The 22,894-nt window shown below is 62.6% G+C and carries 22 protein-coding genes and 3 pseudogenes; 15 read left to right on the plus strand and 10 right to left on the minus strand.

Going from position 1 to position 22,894, the window contains the following annotated elements; genetic code table 11:
- Nucleotides 1–11: 11 nt before the first annotated feature.
- The 8 genes and pseudogenes from wecB to ACVWZ5_RS09565 all read left to right on the plus strand — a co-directional run bounded on the left by wecB (nt 12) and on the right by ACVWZ5_RS09565 (nt 8,609).
- On the plus strand, nt 12–1,142 hold the full coding sequence (gene wecB, locus ACVWZ5_RS09530; protein WP_062573205.1) for a non-hydrolyzing UDP-N-acetylglucosamine 2-epimerase: 1,131 nt from the start codon (nt 12–14) through the stop codon (nt 1,140–1,142).
- Nucleotides 1,143–1,148: 6 nt separating this feature from the next.
- On the plus strand, nt 1,149–2,369 hold the full coding sequence (locus ACVWZ5_RS09535) for a glycosyltransferase (RefSeq protein ID WP_435767869.1): 1,221 nt from the start codon (nt 1,149–1,151) through the stop codon (nt 2,367–2,369).
- Between the two features lie 43 nt (nt 2,370–2,412).
- The gene (locus ACVWZ5_RS09540; RefSeq protein WP_062573207.1) at nt 2,413–3,009 is read left to right on the plus strand and encodes a sugar transferase; all 597 of its coding nucleotides are present in this window, start codon (nt 2,413–2,415) and stop codon (nt 3,007–3,009) included.
- 83 nt (nt 3,010–3,092) lie between these two features.
- Nucleotides 3,093–4,271, plus strand: a complete 1,179-nt coding sequence (locus ACVWZ5_RS09545) for a DegT/DnrJ/EryC1/StrS family aminotransferase (protein WP_435767868.1) — start codon at nt 3,093–3,095, stop codon at nt 4,269–4,271.
- Between the two features lie 61 nt (nt 4,272–4,332).
- Complete coding sequence (locus tag ACVWZ5_RS09550; RefSeq protein ID WP_207851818.1) at nt 4,333–5,001, plus strand: acetyltransferase; 669 nt, start codon at nt 4,333–4,335, stop codon at nt 4,999–5,001.
- Nucleotides 4,998–5,423, plus strand: a complete 426-nt coding sequence (locus ACVWZ5_RS09555) for a MaoC family dehydratase (RefSeq protein WP_435767867.1) — start codon at nt 4,998–5,000, stop codon at nt 5,421–5,423. The genes ACVWZ5_RS09550 and ACVWZ5_RS09555 overlap by 4 nt, the downstream gene beginning before the upstream one ends.
- A 307-nt stretch (nt 5,424–5,730) precedes the next feature.
- A pseudogene (locus tag ACVWZ5_RS09560) lies at nt 5,731–6,527 on the plus strand (glycosyl transferase).
- Nucleotides 6,528–6,596: 69 nt separating this feature from the next.
- Nucleotides 6,597–8,609 carry a polysaccharide biosynthesis protein gene (locus ACVWZ5_RS09565; protein WP_435767866.1) on the plus strand — a complete coding sequence of 671 codons (2,013 nt, stop codon included), beginning with the start codon at nt 6,597–6,599 and terminating at the stop codon, nt 8,607–8,609.
- Nucleotides 8,610–8,612: 3 nt separating this feature from the next.
- On the opposite strand, the gene ACVWZ5_RS09570 is transcribed toward ACVWZ5_RS09565, so the two are convergent.
- A complete protein-coding gene (locus ACVWZ5_RS09570; protein ID WP_435767865.1) occupies nt 8,613–9,044 on the minus strand; it encodes a hypothetical protein in 432 nt (143 codons plus the stop codon).
- Nucleotides 8,986–10,107, minus strand: a pseudogene (locus ACVWZ5_RS09575) (IS3 family transposase). Before ACVWZ5_RS09575 ends, ACVWZ5_RS09570 begins: the two are co-directional and overlap by 59 nt.
- Before the next feature lie 316 nt (nt 10,108–10,423).
- On the opposite strand from ACVWZ5_RS09575, the gene ACVWZ5_RS09580 reads away from it, so the two are divergent.
- Complete coding sequence (locus tag ACVWZ5_RS09580; RefSeq protein WP_457340578.1) at nt 10,424–10,756, plus strand: ComEA family DNA-binding protein; 333 nt, start codon at nt 10,424–10,426, stop codon at nt 10,754–10,756.
- 62 nt (nt 10,757–10,818) lie between these two features.
- Here the strand turns inward: ACVWZ5_RS09580 and ACVWZ5_RS09585 are convergent, their stop codons facing one another.
- Complete coding sequence (locus tag ACVWZ5_RS09585) at nt 10,819–10,986, minus strand: DUF2897 family protein (RefSeq protein ID WP_065414470.1); 168 nt, start codon at nt 10,984–10,986, stop codon at nt 10,819–10,821.
- Nucleotides 10,987–11,168: 182 nt separating this feature from the next.
- On the opposite strand from ACVWZ5_RS09585, the gene pyrF reads away from it, so the two are divergent.
- Nucleotides 11,169–11,870: an orotidine-5'-phosphate decarboxylase gene (pyrF, locus tag ACVWZ5_RS09590; RefSeq protein ID WP_028691781.1), complete on the plus strand. Its 702-nt coding sequence runs from the start codon at nt 11,169–11,171 to the stop codon at nt 11,868–11,870.
- 57 nt (nt 11,871–11,927) lie between these two features.
- On the opposite strand, the gene ACVWZ5_RS09595 is transcribed toward pyrF, so the two are convergent.
- On the minus strand, nt 11,928–12,929 hold the full coding sequence (locus ACVWZ5_RS09595; RefSeq protein ID WP_096048404.1) for an NADP-dependent oxidoreductase: 1,002 nt from the start codon (nt 12,927–12,929) through the stop codon (nt 11,928–11,930).
- Nucleotides 12,930–13,105: 176 nt separating this feature from the next.
- On the opposite strand from ACVWZ5_RS09595, the gene ACVWZ5_RS09600 reads away from it, so the two are divergent.
- The gene (locus ACVWZ5_RS09600; protein ID WP_062573232.1) at nt 13,106–13,867 is read left to right on the plus strand and encodes an SDR family oxidoreductase; all 762 of its coding nucleotides are present in this window, start codon (nt 13,106–13,108) and stop codon (nt 13,865–13,867) included.
- On the opposite strand, the gene ACVWZ5_RS09605 is transcribed toward ACVWZ5_RS09600, so the two are convergent.
- A complete protein-coding gene (locus ACVWZ5_RS09605; RefSeq protein WP_457340579.1) occupies nt 13,818–14,999 on the minus strand; it encodes an MFS transporter in 1,182 nt (393 codons plus the stop codon). The genes ACVWZ5_RS09600 and ACVWZ5_RS09605 overlap by 50 nt on opposite strands.
- A gap of 123 nt (nt 15,000–15,122) precedes the next feature.
- Between ACVWZ5_RS09605 and ACVWZ5_RS09610 the strand changes: the two genes are divergently transcribed.
- The 3 genes and pseudogenes from ACVWZ5_RS09610 (at nt 15,123) to ACVWZ5_RS09620 (ending at nt 18,575) form a co-directional block, all read left to right on the plus strand.
- On the plus strand, nt 15,123–16,520 hold the full coding sequence (locus tag ACVWZ5_RS09610; RefSeq protein ID WP_241411926.1) for an aminotransferase-like domain-containing protein: 1,398 nt from the start codon (nt 15,123–15,125) through the stop codon (nt 16,518–16,520).
- A gap of 969 nt (nt 16,521–17,489) precedes the next feature.
- Nucleotides 17,490–17,717 (plus strand): annotated as a pseudogene (locus tag ACVWZ5_RS09615) (HAMP domain-containing protein); the annotation flags it as partial.
- Entirely contained in the window at nt 17,712–18,575 is an 864-nt protein-coding gene (locus ACVWZ5_RS09620; protein ID WP_374982302.1) for a methyl-accepting chemotaxis protein, read from the plus strand. The pseudogene ACVWZ5_RS09615 and the gene ACVWZ5_RS09620, both read left to right, overlap by 6 nt.
- Nucleotides 18,576–18,672: 97 nt before the next feature.
- Here the strand turns inward: ACVWZ5_RS09620 and ACVWZ5_RS09625 are convergent, their stop codons facing one another.
- The gene (locus ACVWZ5_RS09625) at nt 18,673–19,863 is read right to left on the minus strand and encodes a benzoate/H(+) symporter BenE family transporter (protein ID WP_050704631.1); all 1,191 of its coding nucleotides are present in this window, start codon (nt 19,861–19,863) and stop codon (nt 18,673–18,675) included.
- A gap of 144 nt (nt 19,864–20,007) precedes the next feature.
- On the opposite strand from ACVWZ5_RS09625, the gene ACVWZ5_RS09630 reads away from it, so the two are divergent.
- A complete protein-coding gene (locus tag ACVWZ5_RS09630) occupies nt 20,008–20,610 on the plus strand; it encodes a glutathione S-transferase family protein (RefSeq protein ID WP_069017490.1) in 603 nt (200 codons plus the stop codon).
- Nucleotides 20,611–20,647: 37 nt separating this feature from the next.
- On the opposite strand, the gene ACVWZ5_RS09635 is transcribed toward ACVWZ5_RS09630, so the two are convergent.
- The 4 genes from ACVWZ5_RS09635 to ACVWZ5_RS09650 form a co-directional block, all read right to left on the minus strand.
- Complete coding sequence (locus ACVWZ5_RS09635; RefSeq protein ID WP_084941784.1) at nt 20,648–21,019, minus strand: glutaredoxin family protein; 372 nt, start codon at nt 21,017–21,019, stop codon at nt 20,648–20,650.
- Nucleotides 21,020–21,077: 58 nt separating this feature from the next.
- Nucleotides 21,078–21,623, minus strand: a complete 546-nt coding sequence (folE, locus tag ACVWZ5_RS09640) for a GTP cyclohydrolase I FolE (RefSeq protein WP_023631546.1) — start codon at nt 21,621–21,623, stop codon at nt 21,078–21,080.
- A 69-nt stretch (nt 21,624–21,692) separates the two neighbouring features.
- A complete protein-coding gene (locus tag ACVWZ5_RS09645) occupies nt 21,693–22,253 on the minus strand; it encodes a Smr/MutS family protein (RefSeq protein WP_062361568.1) in 561 nt (186 codons plus the stop codon).
- A 238-nt stretch (nt 22,254–22,491) separates the two neighbouring features.
- Nucleotides 22,492–22,812 carry a hypothetical protein gene (locus tag ACVWZ5_RS09650; protein ID WP_062573238.1) on the minus strand — a complete coding sequence of 107 codons (321 nt, stop codon included), beginning with the start codon at nt 22,810–22,812 and terminating at the stop codon, nt 22,492–22,494.
- Between the last annotated feature and the right edge of the window lie 82 nt (nt 22,813–22,894).

Genomic DNA, 22,894 nt, shown 5'->3' on the forward strand with positions numbered 1-22,894 from the left:
AAGGAATGTCCATGAAGAAGTTGAAGGTTGTCACCGTCGTCGGCACCCGCCCGGAAATCATCCGCCTGTCGCGGGTGATGGTGGCCCTGGACCAGCACTGCGACCATGTGCTGGTGCACACCGGCCAGAACTACGACTATGAACTGAACGAGATCTTTTTCCAGGACCTCGGCATCCGCAAGCCGGATCACTTCCTGAATGCCGCCGGCGCCACCGGCGCCGAGACCATCGGCAACGTTATTATCGCGGTCGACAAGGTGCTGGCCGAGGTCGAACCGGAGGCGTTGCTGGTGCTGGGCGACACCAACAGCTGCATGGCGGTGATCCCCGCCAAGCGCCGCAAGATCCCCACCTTCCACATGGAAGCCGGTAACCGCTGCTTCGACATGCGCGTGCCAGAGGAAATCAACCGACGCATCGTCGACCATACAGCTGATATCAACCTGACATACAGCACCATCGCGCGCGATTATCTGCTGCGCGAAGGCTTGTCGCCCGACATGGTGATCAAGAGCGGCAGCCCGATGTTCGAAGTGCTCAACCATTACCGGGCGTCCATCGATGCCTCCGATGTCCTGCAGCGCCAGGGCCTGGAAGAGGGGCGCTTCTTCGTGGTCAGCGCGCACCGCGAGGAGAACATCGACACCGATCGCAACTTCCTCAAGCTTGTGGACGTACTCAACACGGTGGCCGAGCAATACGACATGCCGGTGATCGTGTCGACCCATCCGCGGACGCAAAAGCGTGTCGATGCCCTGGGCGTCAAGTTCCACGCGAATGTGCGCTTGCTCAAGCCGCTGGGGTTCACCGACTACAACAAGTTGCAACTCGAGTCCAAGGCGGTGCTGTCGGACAGTGGTACCATCAATGAAGAGTCGTCGATCCTCAACTTCCCGGCATTGAACCTGCGTGAGGCCCACGAGCGGCCTGAGGGCATGGAGGAGGCTGCGGTGATGATGACTGGCCTGGAGGTGGAGCGCGTGCTGCAAGGTTTGGCCTTGCTGGAGAGCCAGCCGCGCGGTGAGGCGCGCGGTCTGCGCTTGGTCGAGGATTACAGCATGCCGAATGTCTCGGAGAAGGTCGTGCGCATCATCCACAGCTACCGTGACTACGTGATGCGTACGGTCTGGAGAAGGTACTGATCACCCATGACCGTGCGCGTACTCCTGCTGACCCAATGGTTTGATCCTGAGCCGACCTTCAAAGGGCTGGTGTTCGCCCGGGAACTGGTGGCCCGCGGCTTCGACGTGGAAGTGTTGACCGGCTTTCCCAACTATCCGGGGGGCAAACTCTACCCAGGCTATCGGATGCGTCTGATCCAGCGAGAAGTAATCGACGGTGTCAAGGTGACCCGATTGCCGCTGTATCCCAGCCACGGACAGAGCGGCCTTGGCCGGGTGCTGAATTACGCGAGCTTTGCCGCCAGTAGCCTGCTGTATGGCCTGTTCGGTGCGCGTCGGCCCGATGTGATCTACGCCTATCATCCTCCCTTGACCGTAGGCTTGAGCGCGGCGTTCATCCGTCTGTTGCGACGCGTGCCGGTTGTTTACGACATACAGGACATGTGGCCCGACACGCTGCGTGCCTCAGGCATGTTCTCTAACGAGAAGGCTATAGCCCTGGTCGGTCGCGTCTGCGATTGGGTATATCGTCGGGTCGACCAGTTGGTGGTGCTATCACCTGGGTTCAAGCGTTTGTTGATCGAGCGCGGGGTGACGGCAGAGAAGATCGATGTCATCTACAACTGGTGTGCTGAGGACATGATCTGCGCGCCGACTGCGCCTGCGCCGTCGGGCTTTCCGCCGCCCGGGCGTTTGCGCGTGCTGTTCGCGGGTAACATGGGCAAGGCCCAGGCGCTGGATGCGCTGATCGACGCCGCTGGTCTGCTCAAGGCGGCTGCCGCGAACGTCACGTTGGTGATGCTCGGTGGTGGTGTCGAGGTAACACGCCTGCGTGCCCTGGTGGAGGAGCGAGACCTGGACAACGTGGTGTTCCTGCCGGCAGTGCCCATGAACCAGGTCGGCCCTTATCTGGCCAACGCCGATGCGTTGCTGGTGCACCTGAAGCAGGACCCGTTGTTCACCGTCACCATTCCCTCCAAGACCCAGGCCTACATGGCGGCGGGCCGACCTATATTGATGGCGGTCGAAGGCGACGCGGCGGCCTTAGTACGAGAGTCTGGCTGTGGCGTTGTGGCCGAATGGGAAAACCCGCAGGCTCTGGCCACTGCGATCCTGACAATGTGCGAGCTGGATGCGGATCAGCGTCAGGTAATGGGCGAGAACGGCAGGGCTTACTATCTTCAGCACTTGTCCCTCGCCGCAGGCGTGACGCGCTTCGCTGAACACTTCCAGCGCCTGGGCCGGTAAGTACGGTGCCAGGCGTGATACCCAACCCGATTCAGGATTATCCATATTGAAGCGTTTGTTTGACTTTGTGGCCGCTGGTCTCGGCCTGCTGGTCTTGTCCCCGGTAATGCTGGTCGTTGCCCTGTTAATTCGGCGCCGGCTGGGTTCGCCCGTGCTGTTCCACCAGGTACGACCCGGCGTCAGCGGTAAGCCGTTCAGGATGGTCAAGTTCCGCACCATGCGCGATGCGTTGGATGCGCAGGGCAATCCCTTGCCGGATGACCAGCGCATGACTCCCTTTGGCGCTTTCCTGCGCGCCAGCAGTCTGGATGAGCTGCCGGAGCTTTGGAACGTCCTCAAGGGCGACATGAGCCTGGTGGGGCCGCGGCCTTTACTGATGGAGTACCTGCCGCTGTATTCGGCCGAGCAGTATCGCCGCCATGAGGTCCGCCCTGGCGTGACCGGATGGGCGCAGATCAACGGTCGCAATGCTTTGAGTTGGGAGGACAAGTTCAAACTCGATGTTTGGTATGTGGATAATCGCAGTTTCTGGCTGGATCTCAAGATCCTCTTCCTGACTGTGAAGAAAGTGATCAGGAAAGACGGTATCAGTGCTGCGGGGGAAGCGACCATGAGCAAGTTCTCCGGCAACCGCCCCTGAGCCGTGTCTTTTTGCCTTGCGCTGTCGTGTTCTTAGTCGAACGATGCACGATGGTCCACTGACCGATTGATGGAATCACTACTATGTTGAATACCCCATTTTCTCCCTGGCCATCCTTCACCGAGGAAGAAGCCAATGCTGTTCGCGATGTGATTCTTTCCAACAAGGTCAACTACTGGACTGGCCAGGAGTGTCGCGAGTTCGAGAAGGAATTTGCCAAATGGTCGGAGTGCAAGTACGCGATCGCCCTGACCAACGGCACGGTGGCACTGGATCTGGCCCTGCACGCCCTGGGGATCGGTGCGGGTGATGAGGTGATCGTTACCTCTCGGACCTTCCTGGCTTCGGTCTCGTCCATCGTTAACGCCGGTGCAATCCCGGTGTTCGCCGATGTCGATGCCGACTCGCAGAACATCACAGCCGATACCATTCGTGCGGTGCTCACCGAGCGCACGCGTGGGATTATCTGCGTGCACCTGGCGGGTTGGCCCTGCGACATGGACCCGATCATGGAGCTGGCCAGGACGCACAACCTCAAGGTCATCGAAGACTGTGCCCAGGCCCATGGTGCGCGTTACAAGGGGCGTTCGGTTGGCTCTATTGGTCATGTGGGTGCTTGGTCGTTCTGCCAGGACAAGATCATGACCACTGGTGGCGAGGGTGGGATGGTGACGACCAACGACAAGAGCCTCTGGTCTACCATGTGGTCGTTCAAGGACCATGGCAAGAGCTGGGAGGCGGTGTACGAACGTGAGCACCCGCCGGGCTTCCGCTGGCTGCACGAGAGCTTTGGCACTAACTGGCGGATGCTTGAGGTCCAGGGCGCGATTGGTCGTCTACAGCTGTGCCGCATGGCGGACTGGCAGCGCTCGCGCAGCCAGAATGCCGAACGGATCTGGACGACCGCGCGAGCGTTGCAGGGCTTGCGTGTCCCCACGGTGCCGGACAATATCCAGCATGCTGCCTACAAGTGCTATGTATTTGTCGAACTGGACAAGCTTGGCGAGGGCTGGGACCGCGATCGTATCGCTCGTGAGATCAATCACGCCGGCGTGCCCTGCTATTCGGGATCGTGCTCCGAGGTATATCTGGAGAAGGCGTTCGAAAACACCGGGTGGCGTCCGGCGCAGGCGCTGCCGGTGGCGCGCGAGTTGGGTGAAGCGAGCCTGATGCTGCTGGTGCACCCAACCCTGACAGAGGCGGAGCTCGACAAGACGTGTCAGGTTCTGGCGTCGGTGATGGCGCGCGCCGTGCCTCTCTGAGCCCGGCACAACCAAATTCAACAAGGCGTAGGTGGTCGAGCCTGCGTGCGAGGAATGCAAGATGCACATTTATGCAATCGTTGGGGCCGGCGGGTTTGGCCGGGAAGTGATGCCGGTGGCCCGCGAGATGTTGGAACAACGTCGTGGCGAAACTTATCGCCTCGTCTTCGTCGATGATGGTGAGATCGAGGGGCCGGTTAACGGTCATGAGGTTCTGAGTACCGAGGCTTTCTTCGCCCTGGAGGCGTCGCAGCGCTACTTCAATGTGGCAATCGGTAGTGGTGCCACACGTGAGCGTGTCGCCCAGCGCATGCTCGAGCAGGGTGCCCAGCCATTCCAGATCCGCGCCCAGGCCCAGAGCGTCGTGCTCGATGGCAATGAGATAGGAGAAGGCGCGGTGCTGTGCCCTTTCACCACCATCACCTCCAATGCGAAGATCGGCCGGTTCTTCCAGTCGAATATCTATTCGTACGTCGCCCATGACTGCGTGATCGGCGACTACGTCACCTTCGCGCCGGGGGTCAAATGTAACGGCAACGTGCGTATCGAGGACCATGCTTATATCGGCACCGGCGCGGTGATCAAGCAGGGCACTTTGGAGCGGCCCATTATCATCGGCAAGGGTGCAGTGGTCGGTATGGGCGCAGTGGTCAACAAGAGCGTGGCGCCTGGCGAAACGGTAGTCGGCAACCCGGCCAAGCCATTGCGCAAGGTGGGGGCCGGCTCGTGAGTGATGTTGCCCTTGGTGCCATCCCGCTGGAGCAGATCGTGGTGGGGATGTCGGTTGCCTATTCGCAGACCATTACCGATGCCGATATCAAGGCCTATGCCGGACTTTCGGGCGATCATAATCCGGTGCATGTCGATCGTGAGTACGCGGAGCAGTCGAGGTTCGGCAAGCGAATTGCCCATGGACTTATGTCGGCGGGGTTCTTCTCGGCGTTGTTCGGCACTCGGCTGCCGGGGCCGGGTTGTGTGTATGTCTCCCAGAGCTTGAACTTCTTGCGCCCGGTCTATATCGATGACACCGTGGTGGCCGAGGTCTGCGTGACCGCAGTCGATCTGAAGAAGCGGCGCGTCTCGTTCGATACGGTGTGTAAGGTAAAGGGCAAGAAAGTCATCAATGGATGCGCGGAAATCTATATCCCCTGAATATCCGGCTGAATTTTGAGCACGTGTTGCCTTCGCTCAAGTGGCGTAATGGGTGACACAGCCGTTGGCTGGCGTCGTCGATGGTTTCTAGGAAGGATCAAAGATGATGATGCAGTGGTGGTTGGCTCCACTGGTGATATTGGTTTCATTGCTTTTGACCGCGAGTCTGCGCCATTTTGCATTGGCCAGGAGCCTGATCGATGTTCCCGGCCCCCGTCGCTCGCATGCTGTGCCCACCCCGCGAGGTGGTGGGATGGCCATTGTCGTGTCGGTTTATAGGTGATCGTGTTGCTGGCCGGCATCGCAAATGCTTAACGGCCCCATGCTGTGTGCCTTTTTGGGCGGCGGATGTCTGGTTGCCGTGATCGGTTTCATCGATGACCATCGGCACGTCCCGGTGTGCTGGCCGCTATTGGGAAATTTTGTGACTGCGGCCTGGGGGCTCTACTGGGTCGGCGATGTACCGCCGCTGGTGATGTTCGGGGTGGAGGTCAGTGTGGAGTGGGTCGGGCTGCAGTTGCCGTGCTGCACCTGGTTTGGCTGCTCAACCTGTACAACTTCATGGATGGCATCGCCGGCGTCGAGGCAGTCAGTATCTGCCTGGGCGTCAGCCTGATTTGATGGTTTGGCGAGGGTGAACATTTGATGCCGCTGCCCCTGACTCTCATGCTGGCTGTGCTTAGGTTTCTGTATTGGCACTTCCCTTCGGCGAAGATCTTCATGGGCGATGCGGGAAGCGGTTTTCACGGCCTGATTATGGTGCTGCTGTCGTTATACACTGGTTGGGAATCGTCGCAGCTCTTCTGGTGCTGGTTGATCCTGCTGGGGGCTTCGTGATCGATGTGACCTATACCCTCATCCGTCGCTTGTTCAGAGGCATGAGGCCTTACGAGGCGCATCGCAGCACACCTACAACCGAGCTTCGCAGCGGGCGGGAGCGTACCTGCCCGCACCCTTGCTGTGCTGTTGATCAATGTCTTCTGGTTGCTGCCAGTGGCAGTGTGCGTCATTCTGTTCGACATTAATGGCGCCGTGGGCCTGCTGGCCGCCTATGTACCATTGCTGGTGCTGGCCGTGGCTTATGATGCGGGTGGTGGAGAATGAGGCCCCATGTACGCAGCGGGATGAATGCTTGGCGCTTGGGCAAGAAAATAATCGCAGATAGGAGCAAAGGTGTTCGATAGGGGTTGGGAAAGCGTGCGGACATTTCTGCTGGGGTTGCCGCGAACTAAAAAACGATTGATCCAGGTGCTGACTGATGTCCTGCTCGTCTGGGTGGCGATGTGGTTGGCGTTCGTTGTACGACTGGGGATCGAGGAGTCGGCCGAGCTGGTGCGTCACCACCTTTGGTTGTTTGCTTGTGCTCCCGTGATTTCCATTCCGATCTTCATCCGTCTCGGCATGTACCGAGCCGTCATGCGCTATTTTGGCAACGATGCGTTGATCACCATATTCAAGGCGGTGACTCTCTCTGCCTTGATACTCGGCGTGATTGTCTATTGGTCGGCGAACCATCAATACCTTGTGCCGCGCTCCATCATTTTCAACTACTGGTGGTTGAGCTTGGTGCTGGTTGGTGGGCTGCGTCTGGCCATGCGTCAATACTTCCTGGGTGACTGGTTTGCCACCGTGCAGCATATCCCCTTCAGTAGCCGCAACAATGATGGTGCGTTGAAAGTGGCGATTTATGGGGCAGGTTCTGCGGGCAACCAACTGGTTGCCGCATTGCGCATGGGGAAGGTCATGCGGCCGGTGGCGTTCATCGATGATGATGGCGGCATCGCTGATCGGGTGATCGCTGGTTTGCTGGTCTACAAGCCCGCAAACATTCAAAAAATGATTGAGGAGACCGGGGCCCAGGAATTGCTTCTGGCTGTGCCTTCGATCAGTCGGGCGCGGCGCCGCGAAATCCTTGATCTACTTGAAGGCTACCCATTGCATGTGAGGAGTGTGCCTGGATTCATGGATCTAGCCAGCGGCCGGGTCAAGGTCGACGACCTGCAGGAAGTGGACATCGCGGACCTGCTGGGGCGAGACGCTGTGCCGGCGCAGGCCGACCTGCTCGAGCATTGCGTGAAAGGTAAGGTGGTTCTGGTCACGGGGGCCGGCGGTTCGATCGGCTCGGAACTGTGCCGGCAGATCCTGAGGCTTCATCCCAGTACCTTGTTGTTGCTCGAGCACAGTGAATTCAATCTCTACAGCATTCTTAGCGAGCTCGAGAAGAGCATTCACCGTGGTTCGTTGCCGACCCGGGTCCTGCCGATCCTCGGTTCCGTGCGCAATGCCGCCCAACTGTTGGATGTGATGTCCACCTGGCGCGTCGAGACGGTCTACCATGCGGCAGCCTACAAGCATGTGCCGATGGTCGAGCACAATATTGCCGAGGGTGTCCTGAACAACGTGATCGGCACGTTGAATACCGCGCAGGCGGCGCTGCAATCCGGTGTGGCCAACTTTGTGCTGATTTCCACCGACAAGGCGGTGCGCCCGACGAATGTCATGGGCAGTACCAAGCGCCTGGCCGAGATGGTGCTTCAGGCGTTGAGCCGCGAACTGGCGCCGGTGCTGTTCAATGACCCAGGCAATGTCTCGAGAGTCAACAAGACCCGCTTCACCATGGTGCGTTTCGGCAATGTACTTGGGTCATCGGGCTCGGTCATTCCCCTATTTCATCAGCAGATCAAGTCGGGGGGGCCTTTGACGGTGACCCACCCGAAAATCACGCGCTACTTCATGACCATTCCCGAGGCCGCGCAGCTGGTGATTCAGGCCGGTTCGATGGGGCAGGGAGGGGATGTGTTCGTGCTCGATATGGGGGAGCCGGTCAAGATCGTCGAACTGGCCGAGAAGATGATCCACCTGTCCGGTCTGAGCGTGCGCTCCGATACCAATCCGCACGGTGACATCTCCATCGAGTTCACCGGTTTACGTCCAGGCGAAAAGCTCTACGAAGAGTTGCTGATCGGTGACAATGTGGTTTCCACCCGTCACCCGATGATCATGAGCGCCCAGGAAGACTATCTGGACTGGGACTCACTCAAGTCGCGACTGGGTGTTTTGCTTGAGGCGATTTCGTCCGACGACTACGCCATGGTCAGGCAGCAGTTGCGGGAAATGGTCAGCGGCTACAATCCCGATGGCGAGATCGTCGACTGGATATACCTGCAGCGCCGTCGGGAGCCCTGAGCTTTAAAGATCGCTGAGGCGGCAGGTGGTAATCCGCTCCCGCCCCAGCTCGATGAGCGTCAGCGCGCCATCGGAAAATGAGCAGCCCGTGTCGATGTAGACCACATTTCCCAGGCTTAGTACCTGTGGCACTTTCGAGTGGCCGACGTACAGGCGATCCAGCCCATGAACCGGGCGGATGTCCATTGCGGTGATGCGATTTCTGGCATAGAGCGCCTGGGTCTGCGTGTCACGATATGTCTGCGGGTCGCTGCTTTTCAAGAGTGCCTGGGATGTTTCCCAGGTGGTGGTCGACCCGGCTTTCGGCAGCTCGGCGTGGATGATGCCGATAGTCTGGCCGTCCTTGAGTTCTACTTCGATTGCCAGGGTGTAGTGGTCAACTAATTCCGGACACAGTTTTGAGTTTTTCTTCAGCTTTCGCCGGAGCCAGTCCATCGTTGAATTGATGGGGGCGGATACAGTTGTAGTGGCTCATCAGGTACTGGCTAATGTCTCGTTGAGCTTGCTGCCCGGTCAGGTAGCCCCTGGTCGGTATCCACTCTGACTTCAAGCTGCGAAAGACTCGCTTCATCGGCGCGTTATCCCAGCAGTTGCTTCGGCGGCTCATGCTCTGGCGCATGCGATAGCGCCACAATCTCTGGCGGAATTGACTGCTGCCATATTGCGACCCTTGTTCGGAATGGAACAGTAGCCCTTGAGGCCTACCGCGTTGTTCGTATGCCACATCCAGCGCTTTGACCACGAGGTCTGCGTCCGGTTTTTCTGATAGGGCCCAGCCCACGATTCTGCGTGCATAGAGATCCAAGACAACTGCCAGATAATGTCATTTTCCCTGCGCCCAAACGTAAGTGATGTCGCCACACCAGACCTGATTTGGCGCTTCGGCATCAACCGCTCGGTTCAAAATATTCGGAATATCTGGCCGCTCCACTGTGGCCTTTTTGTACGCATGCGCCCCTGGCTGTTTGCTGACCAACGCCAGCTGCGGACCTTGAACCGCCCGATCTTCTCACCCTCTTCTTGCATCATCATCTTGATACTGCGGCTGCCGGGCGCACTTCGTCCGCGCGTGAATAACTCATCCACTCGACTGCGCAACCGTAGTCGTTCAACGTCCGGAGTTCGCCTTCTATGGCGATGTGCGTAGTAACTTGAGCGAGTGACTTCGAACACCTCACATAACCAATCAACGGGCTCATGGGCGCTGAACTGGTGGATCGTCGAATACGCTCGAGATCTTCCGACATCAAGATCGCGGTAGCTTTTTTAGTATCGATTTCTCGCGTTCAAGGCGCGTTATCCGAGATTCGAGCTCTTGGATCTTTTGCTGCTCTGGCGTCAACGCTTTGCTGGCCGGCGTGATGCCGCCGCGCTCCTGTTGAGGCTGATTAACCCAGCGGCGTAGGACCGATTCGACCAAGCCGAGCGAGCGTGCTGCTTCGGCATGAATGTAGCCTTGATCGAGCACCAGGCAGGCAGCACGGCGTTGCTTGGTCATCAGGCACCTCTCTGTGGCGAACATTCTCGCCTAAATAGGTGTCCGGTTTCATTAGACCCCTACAGGGGACCGTCGGAAGCTTGGCATCGCTTTTGTATCGATGCGTATCGAGGAGTAAATTATCGGACCACGGCGAGCCTTACATGGGCTGGCGCCTCTGGGCGTCAGTCTCGACCGTGTAGAGGCGATCGTGTTTGGACGCGCTTTCTGCGAAATAATTTGACCAAACCTGCCATTTGCGGCTGTGTGCATTGCGTCTAGGTTTCAGAGGGCAGCCAAGGAAATGCTGCTCCTCAACCAACCCAAGGACTCAACCATGCGAAACACAGTACTGACCTACCTCCTTCTACCGCTGTTCACATGCCTTTCCTTCTCGCTTCCTGCCGCGGCGCAGACCACGGTGAACGCTGAGTCGGCAGCCATCGAAATGCCTGTCAATGCTCCTGCGACTGGGAACGTCAACCTCAACCGGGCCGATGCCGCCACACTGCAAAAAGAGCTCAAAGGGATCGGCAAAGCCAAGGCCGAGGCGATCATCGCCTATCGTGAGACCCACGGAGCGTTCCAGTCGGTGGACGAACTGCTGGAAATCAAGGGGATCGGAAGCGCGCTGCTTGAGCAGAATCGAGACAGGCTGGTCGTGGATTGATCAGCGGGGCGGCCGGTTGGTGGTGTGCCAATCGGCTTCAGCCCGAACGGTCTGGTGTGGGTTCAACGATCCTGCGCATCCTTCGCATCGGCCTCGGCATTGCGCTCATGCACTTTCTTCAACTGCTCCTCCGTCAACGGCAACTTCTTCGCCGTATCCCGCAGCATCATCAATCCGCCGACAATCGACCCGAGAGCAACAAGCAGTATCAACCAGGCATACCAAGGCATCGAGATTCTCCTGAAAGCGTGTAGGGCACCGCTTACATGGCATTCGAGCCATTGCCGCAGCCGTTGGTTCAATTATAGGAGCCGCCCCCGCTCGGGCCAATTCTCATGACCCGCGGCCCCCAAACCCCACGCCACTTCGTTTACAATGCGCGCCGTTTACGACTTGCCAAGAGACCCTGCCCATGTCCGCCTGCCAGACGCCCCTGATCGTCGCCCTGGATTTTCCCACCCGTGACGCCGCCCTGAAGCTGGCCGACCAGCTCGACCCCGCCCTGTGCCGGGTCAAGGTGGGCAAGGAACTGTTCACCAGCAGCGCCTCAGGGATAGTCGAAACCCTGTGCAGCAAGGGCTTCGAAGTATTCCTCGACCTCAAGTTCCACGACATCCCCAACACCACCGCCATGGCGGTCAAGGCCGCGGCCGAGATGGGTGTATGGATGGTCAACGTGCACTGCTCCGGTGGCCTGCGCATGATGTCGGCCTGCCGTGAGGAGCTGGACAAGCGCAGCGGCCCGCAGCCGCTGCTGATCGGCGTGACCGTGCTGACCAGCATGGAGCGCGAGGACCTCGCCGGCATCGGCCTGGATGTCGATCCGCAGGAGCAGGTGCTGCGCCTGGCGGCGCTCGCGCAAAAAGCCGGCATGGACGGCCTGGTGTGCTCGGCACTGGAAGCGCCGGCACTGAAGGCGGCGCACCCGTCGCTGCAATTGGTGACCCCGGGAATTCGCCCGGCGGGCAGTGCCCAGGATGACCAGCGCCGGATTCTGACCCCGCGTCAGGCACTGGACGCCGGCTCCGATTACCTGGTGATCGGGCGTCCAATCAGCCAGGCGGCGGATCCTGCCAAGGCGTTGGCTGCCGTTGTGGCTGAAATCCGCGGTTGAATCAGGGATCGTGGGAGCGGGCTTGCCCCCCTCCCACAAAGCGCCTGGCTGCTGATCTCAGACCTTCAACACCAGCTTGCCGAAATTCTCCCCGCTGAACAGCTTGAGCAGCGTCTCGGGGAAGGTCTCCAGGCCCTCCACCACATCCTCCTTGCTCTTCACCTTGCCGCTGGCCAGCCAGCCGGCCATTTCCTGCGCGGCCTTGCCGTACTCCTTGACGTAGTCCATCACCACGAAGCCTTCCATGCGCGCACGGTTGACCAGCAGCGACAGGTAGTTGGCCGGGCCCTTGACCGCTTCCTTGTTGTTGTACTGGCTGATGGCGCCGCAGATCACCACCCGGGCCTTGAAGTTCAGGCGCGACAGCACGGCATCGAGGATGTCGCCGCCGACGTTGTCGAAGTACACATCCACACCATTGGGGCATTCACGCTTGAGACCGGCCAGCACGTCCTCGGCCTTGTAGTCGATGACGCCGTCGAAGCCCAGTTCGTCCACCAGGTACTGGCACTTCTGCGCGCCCCCGGCGATGCCCACCACGCGGCAGCCCTTGAGCTTGGCGATCTGCCCGGCAATGCTGCCGACCGCGCCGGCGGCACCGGAGATCACCACAGTCTCGCCGGCCTTGGGCTGGCCGACCTCGAGCAGGGCGAAGTAGGCGGTCATGCCGGTCATGCCCAAGGCGGACAGGTAGCGGGGCAGGGGCGCCAGGCGTGGATCGATCCGGTGCAGGCCCTGGGGTTCGCCGGTGAAGTAATCCTGCACGCCAAGGGCGCCGCTGACATGGTCGCCGGGCTTGTAGTCCGGATGCTTGGAGCTGACCACCTCGCCGACGCCTAGGGCGCGCATGACCTGGCCCAGGCCCACGGGCGGGATGTAAGACTTGCCTTCGTTCATCCAGCCGCGCATGGCCGGGTCCAGCGACAGGTAGAGGTTTTTCACCAGCACCTGGCCTTCGCCCGGCTCGCTGGCGGGCCCCTGCTCATAGGTGAAATCGTCACGGCGCACGGCGCCGACCGGGCGCTTGGTCAGCAGGAAACGGCGGTTGGTGTGGGGCATGGCGAGTTCTCCTGAACGAGTGTGAGGGGCTGATGATCGGCGGGTTGAATGGGCCGCGTCACGCAAGATCACCGCGAACGATAGTAGTCCAACCGTGCCCTTGATGATGCTGCCCAGCCCGGCGGTGCCCTGACTAGACTCAGCCACGACTTCCCATCCTTTTGCAGGAGCCAGTGATGAGCATGACTTTCTCCGGCCAGGTTGCCCTGGTCACCGGTGGCGCGGCGGGCATCGGCCGGGCGACGGCCCAGGCATTCGCCGCCGAGGGGCTCAAGGTGGTGGTGGCCGACCGTGACGCGACCGGCGGTGAAACCACCGTGGCGCTGATTCGCCAGGCTGGCGGCGAGGCGCTGTTCGTCGCCTGCGATGTCACCCGTGACGACGATGTGCGTCAGTTGCATGAGCAGGTCATCACGGCCTATGGCCGGCTCGACTATGCCTTCAACAACGCCGGTATCGAGATCGAGAAGGGGCGCCTGGCGGAGGGCAGCGAGGCGGAGTTCGATGCGATCATGGGGGTCAACGTCAAGGGTGTGTGGCTGTGCATGAAGTATCAGCTCCCGCTGTTGCTGGCTCAGGGCGGTGGGGCCATCGTCAACACCGCCTCGGTGGCAGGGCTGTCGGCGGCGCCGAAGATGAGCATCTACGCGGCGTCCAAGCATGCGGTGATCGGCCTGACCAAATCGGCCGCCATCGAGTATGCGAAAAAGGGTATCCGGGTCAACGCGGTATGCCCGGCGGTGATCGACACCGACATGTTCCGCCGCGCCTACGAGGCCGATCCGCGCAAGGCCGAGTTCGCCGCGGCGATGCACCCGGTCGGGCGTATCGGCAAGGTCGAGGAGATCGCCAGCGCGGTGCTGTACCTGTGCAGCGATGGCGCGGCGTTCACGACGGGGCACAGTCTGACTGTCGATGGCGGCGCGTTGGCGATCTGAACGAAGTTACCCACAGCGTCAGTGCCACGGCCGCGCAGCCGAGCAGCAACACGCCGCCGAAGGCGATCAGCGCCAGTCGCGAGCCGAGCCGGTCGCTGAGCAATCCGGTAAAAATCACCGGCAGGCTGAATCCCAGGTAGGCGAGCAGGAAGAACCCGGCACTGGCCCGGGTCTTCTCGCTCCCGGCCCGCTCATTCACCGCCGCCAAGCCACCCAGGTAGATGAAGCCATAGCAGGCGCTGCTCGCGGCCACGGCGCCCAACAGCACACCCAGCAGATTGCCGCTGTCGGCCCCCCAGGCCAGCAGCGCGTAGCTGCACGGCAGGATCAGCAGCCCCAGCAAGGTCGCCTGGGCACTGGCCAGGCGCCGGGCCAGCGGCTGGAACAACAAGCCGCAACTGATCACGCAGAAGGTCGAGAACCCCGACCAGGCACTCAGCCCGTGCTGACGCAGGATCCCCGGCAGCAGGGCGATCACCAGCCCGACACAGGCCCAGGCCAGCAGGATCGCCAAACCATAGGCCAGGCTGCCGGCGGGGTAGCAGGGCAGGCGCAGCATGGCGCTGCACTGCGCCGGACGAGGGTCGGGAAGACGCCAGACCAGCAGCAAGGCGAGGGCGGCCAATGCCAGTTGCAGGTGGAAACTGCCGGGGGTGAGGGTCGGGCCGCGCAGCAGGAACAGGCTGGTCAGTGCCGCGCCCAGGCCGAAACCGAGCGACGTGCTGGCAGTGACCCAGGTGGCGGCGTGGCTATCGGCGTCCGGCGCCATCAGTTCGCTCATGTAGGCGGTGGCGGTGGCCGAGGCAAGGCCTGTGCCCAGCCCCAGGAACAGGCGCGCCAGGCCCAGCATCTGCAGGCTCGGTGCCAGCAGCATGAGCAGCGTGGCGACCATCGACAGGGCCAGCGCGACCAGGATCAGCGGGCGTCTGCCCACCCGGTCGGCCAGGCCGCCGAGGGCCAACAGCACCGGCAGCACGCCGAGCACATAGCCGGAGAAGGCCACGGCGGTCGCCGCCGCGCCTTGCCCGGACAGGTCGGCGTAGGTGATGTACAGCGGGGCCTGCAGGTTCACCGCGAGGGTGATCAGGCACAGGGCGAAGGCCAGCAGGACTGGGGCATGGCGAGTGGACATCGGTACGGATCCGCAAGGCAGTGACAGTGGTTGGCAGCATCGGCCTTGGCAGTGGTGCTCGCCAAGGCACACTCGCGGAGCATTTATGCTTAACTGTTTGCCTGAAAACAGCGAACACTTGCCATGCATTTTCATCTTGATCGTGATCTTCCCATCCCCTTGGTCCAGCAACTGACCGAGCACCTGCAGGCCTGGATCGAACAGCAGCGCCTGCGCCCCGGTGCGCGCCTGCCGTCGATCCGCGCGCTGGCCAAGGCCCAGGCGGTAAGCGCCTCCTGCGTAATCGAGGCCTACGACCGCCTGGCGGCCAACGGCTGGCTGCAGGCGCGGCATGGCGCGGGCTTCTTTGTCGCCGAGCGCAAACCGGGCCTGCGACCCGACCCTGGGGAGTCCTGGGGTGAGGCGATCGACGGCAGTTGGCGGCAGTTTCGCGAAGGCCATGAACAATTGCTCAAGCTCGGCTGTGGCTGGCTGCCGGTGGCCTGGCGCGCCGAAGCCGAGCTGGCCCAGGCCATCCGCCAGGTCAGCCGCGGCGCGCCCGAGGCGCTGTTCGACTACTGCCCGCCCCAGGGCCTGGCCAGTCTGCGTCTGCAACTGCACAAGGGGCTGGCGCGGCTGGATATCGCCGCCGAGCCGGAGCGGATCGTCACCACCCAGGGCGCCAGCCATGCCCTGGACCTGCTGGTGCGAACCTTGCTGAATCCGGGAGATACAGTGCTGGTGGAGCGCCCCGGCTATTACAACCTGTACAACTTGCTGCGCCTGCACGGTGTGCACATGCTCGAGGTGCCGCGCACCGCCACTGGCCCGGACCTGGTGGTGCTCGAGCAGTTGCTGGCCGAGCACCAGCCCCGCTGCCTGTTCATCAACAGCCTGTACCAGAACCCGACTGGCACCTGCCTGACGCCCAAGGTGGCCTACCGCTTGCTGGAACTGGCCCGTGAGCATGACCTGCGGATCGTCGAGGACGATCTGTATGCGGACTTCCAGGACGGCCCGGCCACGCGCCTGGCGACCCTCGACAGCGAGCAGCGGGTGATCTACCTGGGCAGCTTTTCCAAGACCCTCAGCAGTTCGTTGCGGGTCGGCTACCTTGTGGCCGACCCGCCGTTGATCGCGCGCCTGGCCGAACTGAAGATGGTGGCTGGCATTGGCACCTCGCGCTTCGCCGAACAGGTGGTCGGGCAGATGCTGGCCAATGGCGGCTACCGCAAGAGCGTGCAGCGTCTGCGATTGCGCTTGGGTCAGCACCGAGCCACGACCCTGGGGCAGCTGGAGGCCTGCGGCTGGGAGGTGTTTTGCGAGCCGGTAGGCGGCATGTTCGTATGGGCCCGGGTGCCTGGGCGCGACTTTGCCGAGCTGGAGCGATTGGCGCTGGAGCATGCGGTGCTGCTCACCCCGGGCAGCGCCTTCGATCCGCAGGGGCGGGCCAGTGACTGGCTGCGGATCAATGTCGCCTATGGACAGGATTCCCGGGCCCAGGCGTTTTTCCGGCATGCGGGGCGACCTCCGGCAGTCTGAAAGCGACACGCTCATAGCTAAATGACACCATTCGCGCGCCCGCCCCTTGTGACGAGGTCGGCGCCATTGTCACTCTTGCCGTTGGCAGAGGGCCAAAAGGCGAGGAGGGCGGTGATGACGGCGACCAAGCACGGTGTATTGGCCAACCTGGGCATGGCGCGCAAGTTGGGCCTGGGTTTCGCCCTGGTGTTGCTGCTCACCCTGGTGGTGGCCGCCATCGGTGTGTACGCCCTGGGCAACGTCGGCCAGCGCTTCGAGGAGCTGCGGCAGATGGCCCAGTTCAACACTGACCTGTTAAAGCTGCGCCAGCACGAACAGGCCTTCGCCCTGCGCTCGGACGTCAAGGAGGCCGATGCCCTGCGTACTGGCCTGCAGGGGCTGGTGGAGCGGGCCCGCGCGGTGCCGGCGCTGTCTTGGGCCGAGGCCGACCTTAACGCCTACGGGCAGGCCTTCGATCAGTTCGTCCAGGCCGTGCAGGCCAAGGAGCTGGCGCTGGACATGGCCAGCTGGTCGGTGTCGAGCGTGGCCAACAACCTCGATGTGCTGCAGGCCGGATTGGCCGACGATGGCACCTATACCCTCAAGCAGTCCCAGGGGCAGCAGGGCGGTGAGTTCCTCGAGCAGGCCGGGCAGGTGGCGCAGGTGTCGCGGCTGATGCTGCAGGCCATGGACGAGGCCCGGGTACGCCTGGAGCAGAGCCGCAAGGGCGGCGAGGCCGTTGCCGAGGGGCGCATCGCCCAAACGGTGGAGGCGGCCGGCCTGGTGGAGCAGCTCAAGTCGGCGGTCACCGACGCCGGCTACCAGAGCGTGCTGGGCGAAGTGGCTGGGCATATCGCGAGTTTTTCCGAAAAACTCAACGAGTACACCGACCTGCTGGGCCAGGAGCGGGGGATCAAGGATCAGTTGCAGGCCCGGGCCGAGCAGGTCACCACGCGGGTCGACCAGGCCTACGTCGCCCAGGATCAGGCCATGCAGGCGGAGCTTGCGCGCAACACCGTGGCCATCGCCGCGGCCACGGCCCTGGCTCTGCTGGTAGGCGTGCTGGCGGCCTGGTTGATCACCCGTGCCGTGGTCGCGCCGCTCAAGCGGGTGATCAGCCGTGCCCGGCGCATTGCCGCAGGCGAGTTGGGTATCGAGGCCGAGCCGCCGCGTGCCGACGAGGTCGGTCAACTGCTGCAGGCCATGCAGCAGATGGCCGAGGGGCTGTCGGGCATCGTCAGTGGCCTGCAGCAGGGTATCGATCAGCTGGCCGGCAGCGCCCAGGCCTTGTCGGCGGTGACCGAGCAGACCAACCGCGAAGTGGGCAGCCAGAAGGACGAGACCGAGCAGGTGGCCACCGCCATGCAGCAGATGACCGCGACGGTTCACGATGTGGCGCGCAACGCCGAGCAGGCAGCCCAGGCGGCCCAGGATGCCGACGACAAGGTCGAGTCGGGGCAGCAGGTGGTGCGCCAGAGCATGCAGCGCATCGAGCAGCTGGCGGTGGCGGCCGAAACCGCCAGCAGTGGTATCGACAGTCTCAGCGCCGAGATCCATACCATCGGTGATGTGCTGGAGGTGATCAAGAGCGTGGCCGAACAGACCAACCTGCTGGCGCTCAACGCGGCGATCGAGGCAGCCCGCGCCGGCGAGCAGGGCCGTGGCTTCGCCGTGGTGGCCGATGAAGTGCGCGCGCTGGCCCGGCGTACCCAGCAGTCCACCGAGGAGATCGAACGGCTGGTCGCCAGCCTGCGCGGCAACGCCCAGCAGTCGGTGACGCAGATCCGTGGCAGCACCGAGCTGGTGCGCCTGGCGGTGGCCGACACGCTGCAGACCGAGAGCGCCCTGGGCAGCATCGCCGCGGCGGTGTCGTTGATCCAGCAGATGAACCAGCAGATTGCTGCGGCGGCCGAGCAGCAAAGTTCGGTGGCGGAGGAAATCAGCCGCAGCGTCACCCAGATCCGTGGCAGCGCCGACCAGGCGGCGCTGGCGATGCAGGACAATGCCCGCTCAAGCGTCGAGCTGGCGCAACTGGGCAGTGACCTGAAGGGGATGGTGGGGCACTTTCGCCTGTGATTGGCGGTGGCGGCCCTATCGCGGGGCAAGCCCGCTCCCACGCATGCCCGCTCACGGGGGCTGGGCGTGGGAGCTGGCTTGCCCCGCGATAGCGTTGTCAGCCCCTGCGCGGACTGAGGATCAGCAAGGTCAGCACCCCCGCCACGATCCCCCAGAACGCCGAGCCGATCGAGAACAGGGTGAACCCCGACGCCGTGACCATGAAGGTGATCAGCGCCGCCTCGCGCTCGCGTGCCTCGCCCATGGCCACGCTCAGGCCGTTCATGATCGAGCCGAACAGCGCCAGGGCGGCGATCGACAGCACCAGTTCCTTGGGCAGGGCGCCGAACAGCGCCGCCAGGGTCGCGCCGAAGGTGCCGGCGATGCCGTAGAAGATTCCGCACCACACCGCTGCCGTGTAGCGCTTGGCGGGGTCTTCATGGGCATGTGGCCCGGTGCAGATCGCCGCGCTGATTGCGGCCAGGTTGATGCCGTGGGAGCCGAACGGCGCCAGCAGCAGCGAGGCGAACCCGGTGGCCGAGATCAGCGGCGAGGCCGGCACCTGGTAGCCGTCGGCGCGCAGCACGGCGACGCCGGGCATGTTCTGCGAGGTCATGGCCACCACGAACAGAGGGATGCCGATGCTGATGGTCGCCGCCAGCGAGAAGCTCGGCGTGGTCCATACCGGGGTGGCGATCTCCAGCTGGAAGCCGCTGAAGTCCAGCAGCCCCAGGGCGCCGGACAGCGCGGTGCCAACCAGCAGCGCGGCCAGCACGCAGTAGCGCGGTGACAGGCGCTTGACCAGCAGGTAGCTGAAGAACATGCCTAGCACCAGCACCGTGCGATGCTGGGCGGCGACGAAGATCTCGCTGCCGATCTTGAACAGGATGCCGGCCAGCAGGGCCGAGGCGAGCGAGGCGGGGATGCGTCGCACCAGGCGCTCGAAACTGCCGGTCAGGCCGCATATCAGCACCAGCACGGCGCAGGTGATATAGGCACCGATGGCCTCGCCGTAGGTGACGCCGCCGAGGCTGGTGATCAGCAGCGCCGCGCCGGGTGTCGACCAGGCCACGGTGACCGGGGTACGGTAGCGCAGCGACAGGCCGATGCTGCACACCGCCATGCCGATCGACAGGGCCCAGATCCACGACGAGATCTGCGCGCTGGTCAGGCCGGCGGCCTGGCCGGCCTGGAACATCAGCACCAGCGAGCTGGTATAGCCGGTGAGCATGGCGATGAAGCCGGCGACGACCGCCGACGGGGAGCTGTCCGCCAGCGGCCGCAGGCGCGCGGAGGTGGCATCGGTCATGGGGAATTCCTTGTGCAGGTGTAAGCAGTTTTTTCAGGCTACCGTGCAATGGCGTGATCCTTGCCATACAGCAGGCATTGCATTTAGCCGTACAGTCGCCAACTATGGGGTATTACTGCGCAACTGCGTGAAAGGGGAGGGGCGATGTACAAGGTGTATGGGGATTACCAGTCGGGCAACTGCTACAAGGTCAAGCTGATGCTGAGCCTGCTCGACCGTCCGTATGAGTGGCACCCGGTGGATATTCTCAAGGGCGAGACCGAAACCCCCGCGTTCCTGGCCATGAACCCCAACGGCAAGGTGCCGGTGCTCAAGCTCGAGGACGGCACGTGCTTGTGGGAGTCCAACGCGATTCTCAACTACCTGGCCGATGGCAGCGAGTTCCTGCCCAGCGAGCCACGCTTGCGTACCCAGGTCCTGCAGTGGCAGTTCTTCGAGCAGTACAGCCATGAGCCGTACATTGCCGTGGCGCGCTTCATCCAGTTCTACCTGGGCTTGCCCGACGAGCGCCTGGAGGAGTACAGGGGGCTGCACAAGGGCGGCTACAAGGCGCTCAAGGTGATGAACAAACAGCTGGAAATGACGCCTTACCTGGTCGGCGAACAGTATTCGATTGCCGATGTGGCGTTGTATGCCTATACCCATGTGGCGCATCAGGGCGGTTTCGACCTGGCGGGTTACCCGGCCGTGCAGGCCTGGCTGGCGCGGGTGGCCAGTCATCCACGGCATGTGCCGATGGTGGATTGACCGGCCTCATCGCGGGGCAAGTCGCATCGGCGATCTGTCAGACCGCCGCGAAGCGTTTGTCCAGATAGGCAATGATGTCCTTGGACTCATACATCCAGGTCACCTTGCCGTCCTCCTCGATCCGCAGGCACGGTACCTTCACCCGGCCGCCGCCTTCGAGCAGCGCCTGGCGGTGCTGCGGGTCGTTCTTGGCATCGCGCAGCGCCACCGGTACGTTCAGGCGGTGCAGGGTGCGACGGGTCTTCACGCAGAACGGGCAGGCGTGGAACTGGTACAGCGCCAGGTCCTTGGCCTGCTGCTCGACCTGGGCCTGGGCCGCGGCATCGCGCTTCTTTTTCGCCGGGCGGCTGATCCAGTCGCCGAACACGATTAGCTGGCCGAGGCCGACTCGCAGGGCTTTGACGATCATGGGCAACTCCTGAAATGAAAAAGCCGACCCCATAGGGTCGGCTCGGGACACAGGCCGATCACTTGATCAGGCTGAGGAACTCGCTACGGGTGGCGGCATTCTCACGGAATTCGCCGAGCATCACCGAAGTGAGCATGGTCGAGTTCTGTTTTTCGACACCGCGCATCATCATGCACATGTGTTTGGCCTCGATGACCACCGCCACGCCCGCGGCGCCGGTCACCTGCTGCACGGCCTCGGCGATCTGGCGGCTGAGGTTTTCCTGGATCTGCAGGCGACGGGCGTACATGTCGACGATACGCGCCACCTTGGACAGGCCCAGCACCTTGCCCTTGGGCAGGTAGGCCACGTGGGCCTTGCCGATGAACGGCAGCATGTGGTGTTCGCACATCGAGTACAGCTCGATATCCCGGACCAGCACCATTTCGCTGTTGTCGGAGGTGAACAACGCGCCGTTGGTCACTTCTTCCAGGGTTTGCTCATAACCGCGGCAAAGGTATTTCATGGCCTTTGCGGCCCGCTTGGGCGTGTCGAGCAGGCCCTCGCGGGAGACGTCCTCGCCGATCTGGCTGAGGATCGCGGTGTAGTTCTGTTCCAGGGACATGGATCTACCTGTGGAAAATTTCGCAAAGACGAAGGGTACGGCGGCGACGGCGGCGCTGCAAGCGCGATGTCACTCGTCGCGGCCTTCGAGCATGGTTCGCTTGAGCATCACGTACACCGCGCCGGTACCGCCGTGGCGGGCCTGGCATGAGGCGAAGCCGAGCACCTGCGGGTGCTGGCGCAGCCAGGTGTTGACGTGGCTCTTGATCATCGGGCGCTTGCCGTCCAGGCGCGCGGCCTTGCCGTGGGTGACGCGCACGCAGCGCACTTCGAGCTTGGTCGCCTCGGCGATGAAGTCCCAGAGTGTCTCGCGGGCCTTCTCGACGCTCATGCCATGCAGGTCGAGGCTGCCCTCGAAGGCGATCTGGCCGAGCTTGAGCTTGCGGATCTGGGTTTCCTGGACGCCGTCACGGCGCCACATCAGTTCATCCTCGGCGCCGACGTCGATGACGAACTGGTCGGACAGGCCATCAATCACCAGCGGCTGGTCGCTGCGGACGGTCGCTGCCTGGCGCAGACCGGCCAGCTGCTTGCGGTCGGCCTTGGGTTTGCCGACTTCGGCGCGGTCGTGCTTGATCGGCTTGACGCCCTGCACTTGGCTGCGGAAGAGGGAAAAGTCGTCGTCTTGCATGGTGCCTCCACGTGGGCGGCGTAGTTTACGCGACTGTGCGCCGGAGTGAAGCCCTGAGCTGCGCGAGGTTTTTTTTTGGAGATTGCCTAGGGAACTGCCCCCCCTGTGGGAGCGGCCTTGCGTCGCGAAAGGGCCGCAACGCGGCCCCGGCGATCTATACATCGAAGCGGAAATCCTGGGCTGCTTTGCAGCCCTTTCGCGACGCAAGGCCGCTCCAACAGGGGGACGTGTAAATCTGTCAGTCGTGCTTCTTCATCAGGTGCGGCGACAGGTTCAACTCGCGGCCACGGCGCAGGCGGATGCGGCTGCGTCGCCAGACGCGCACGCCGATCCACAGCAGCAAAAACCCGACCACGACGAGAATCGCCGACAGTGGGCGGTTGGCATTGAGCTCGGCCAGCGCGGCGTAATTGCCCAGCAGGCCGGCGAAGCCGGCCATGGCGAGCAGTATGCCCAGGGTGGCCAGCAGCACGGAAAGGGCGGCGGCAACCCGTGCGCCCCAGTTGCTCGGCTCGCGCTGGCGCAGGCGCTTGGCATCGAAACTGCCTTTGAGCTTCATTCGAATTCCTCTGGATCTGGTGGAGCTGATCCGGATTTCGACCTGTGGGTCACCTTCGGGTTCCGCCTGTCCGCCGGGCGGT

This window comes from Pseudomonas sp. TE6283 (assembly GCF_054060555.1).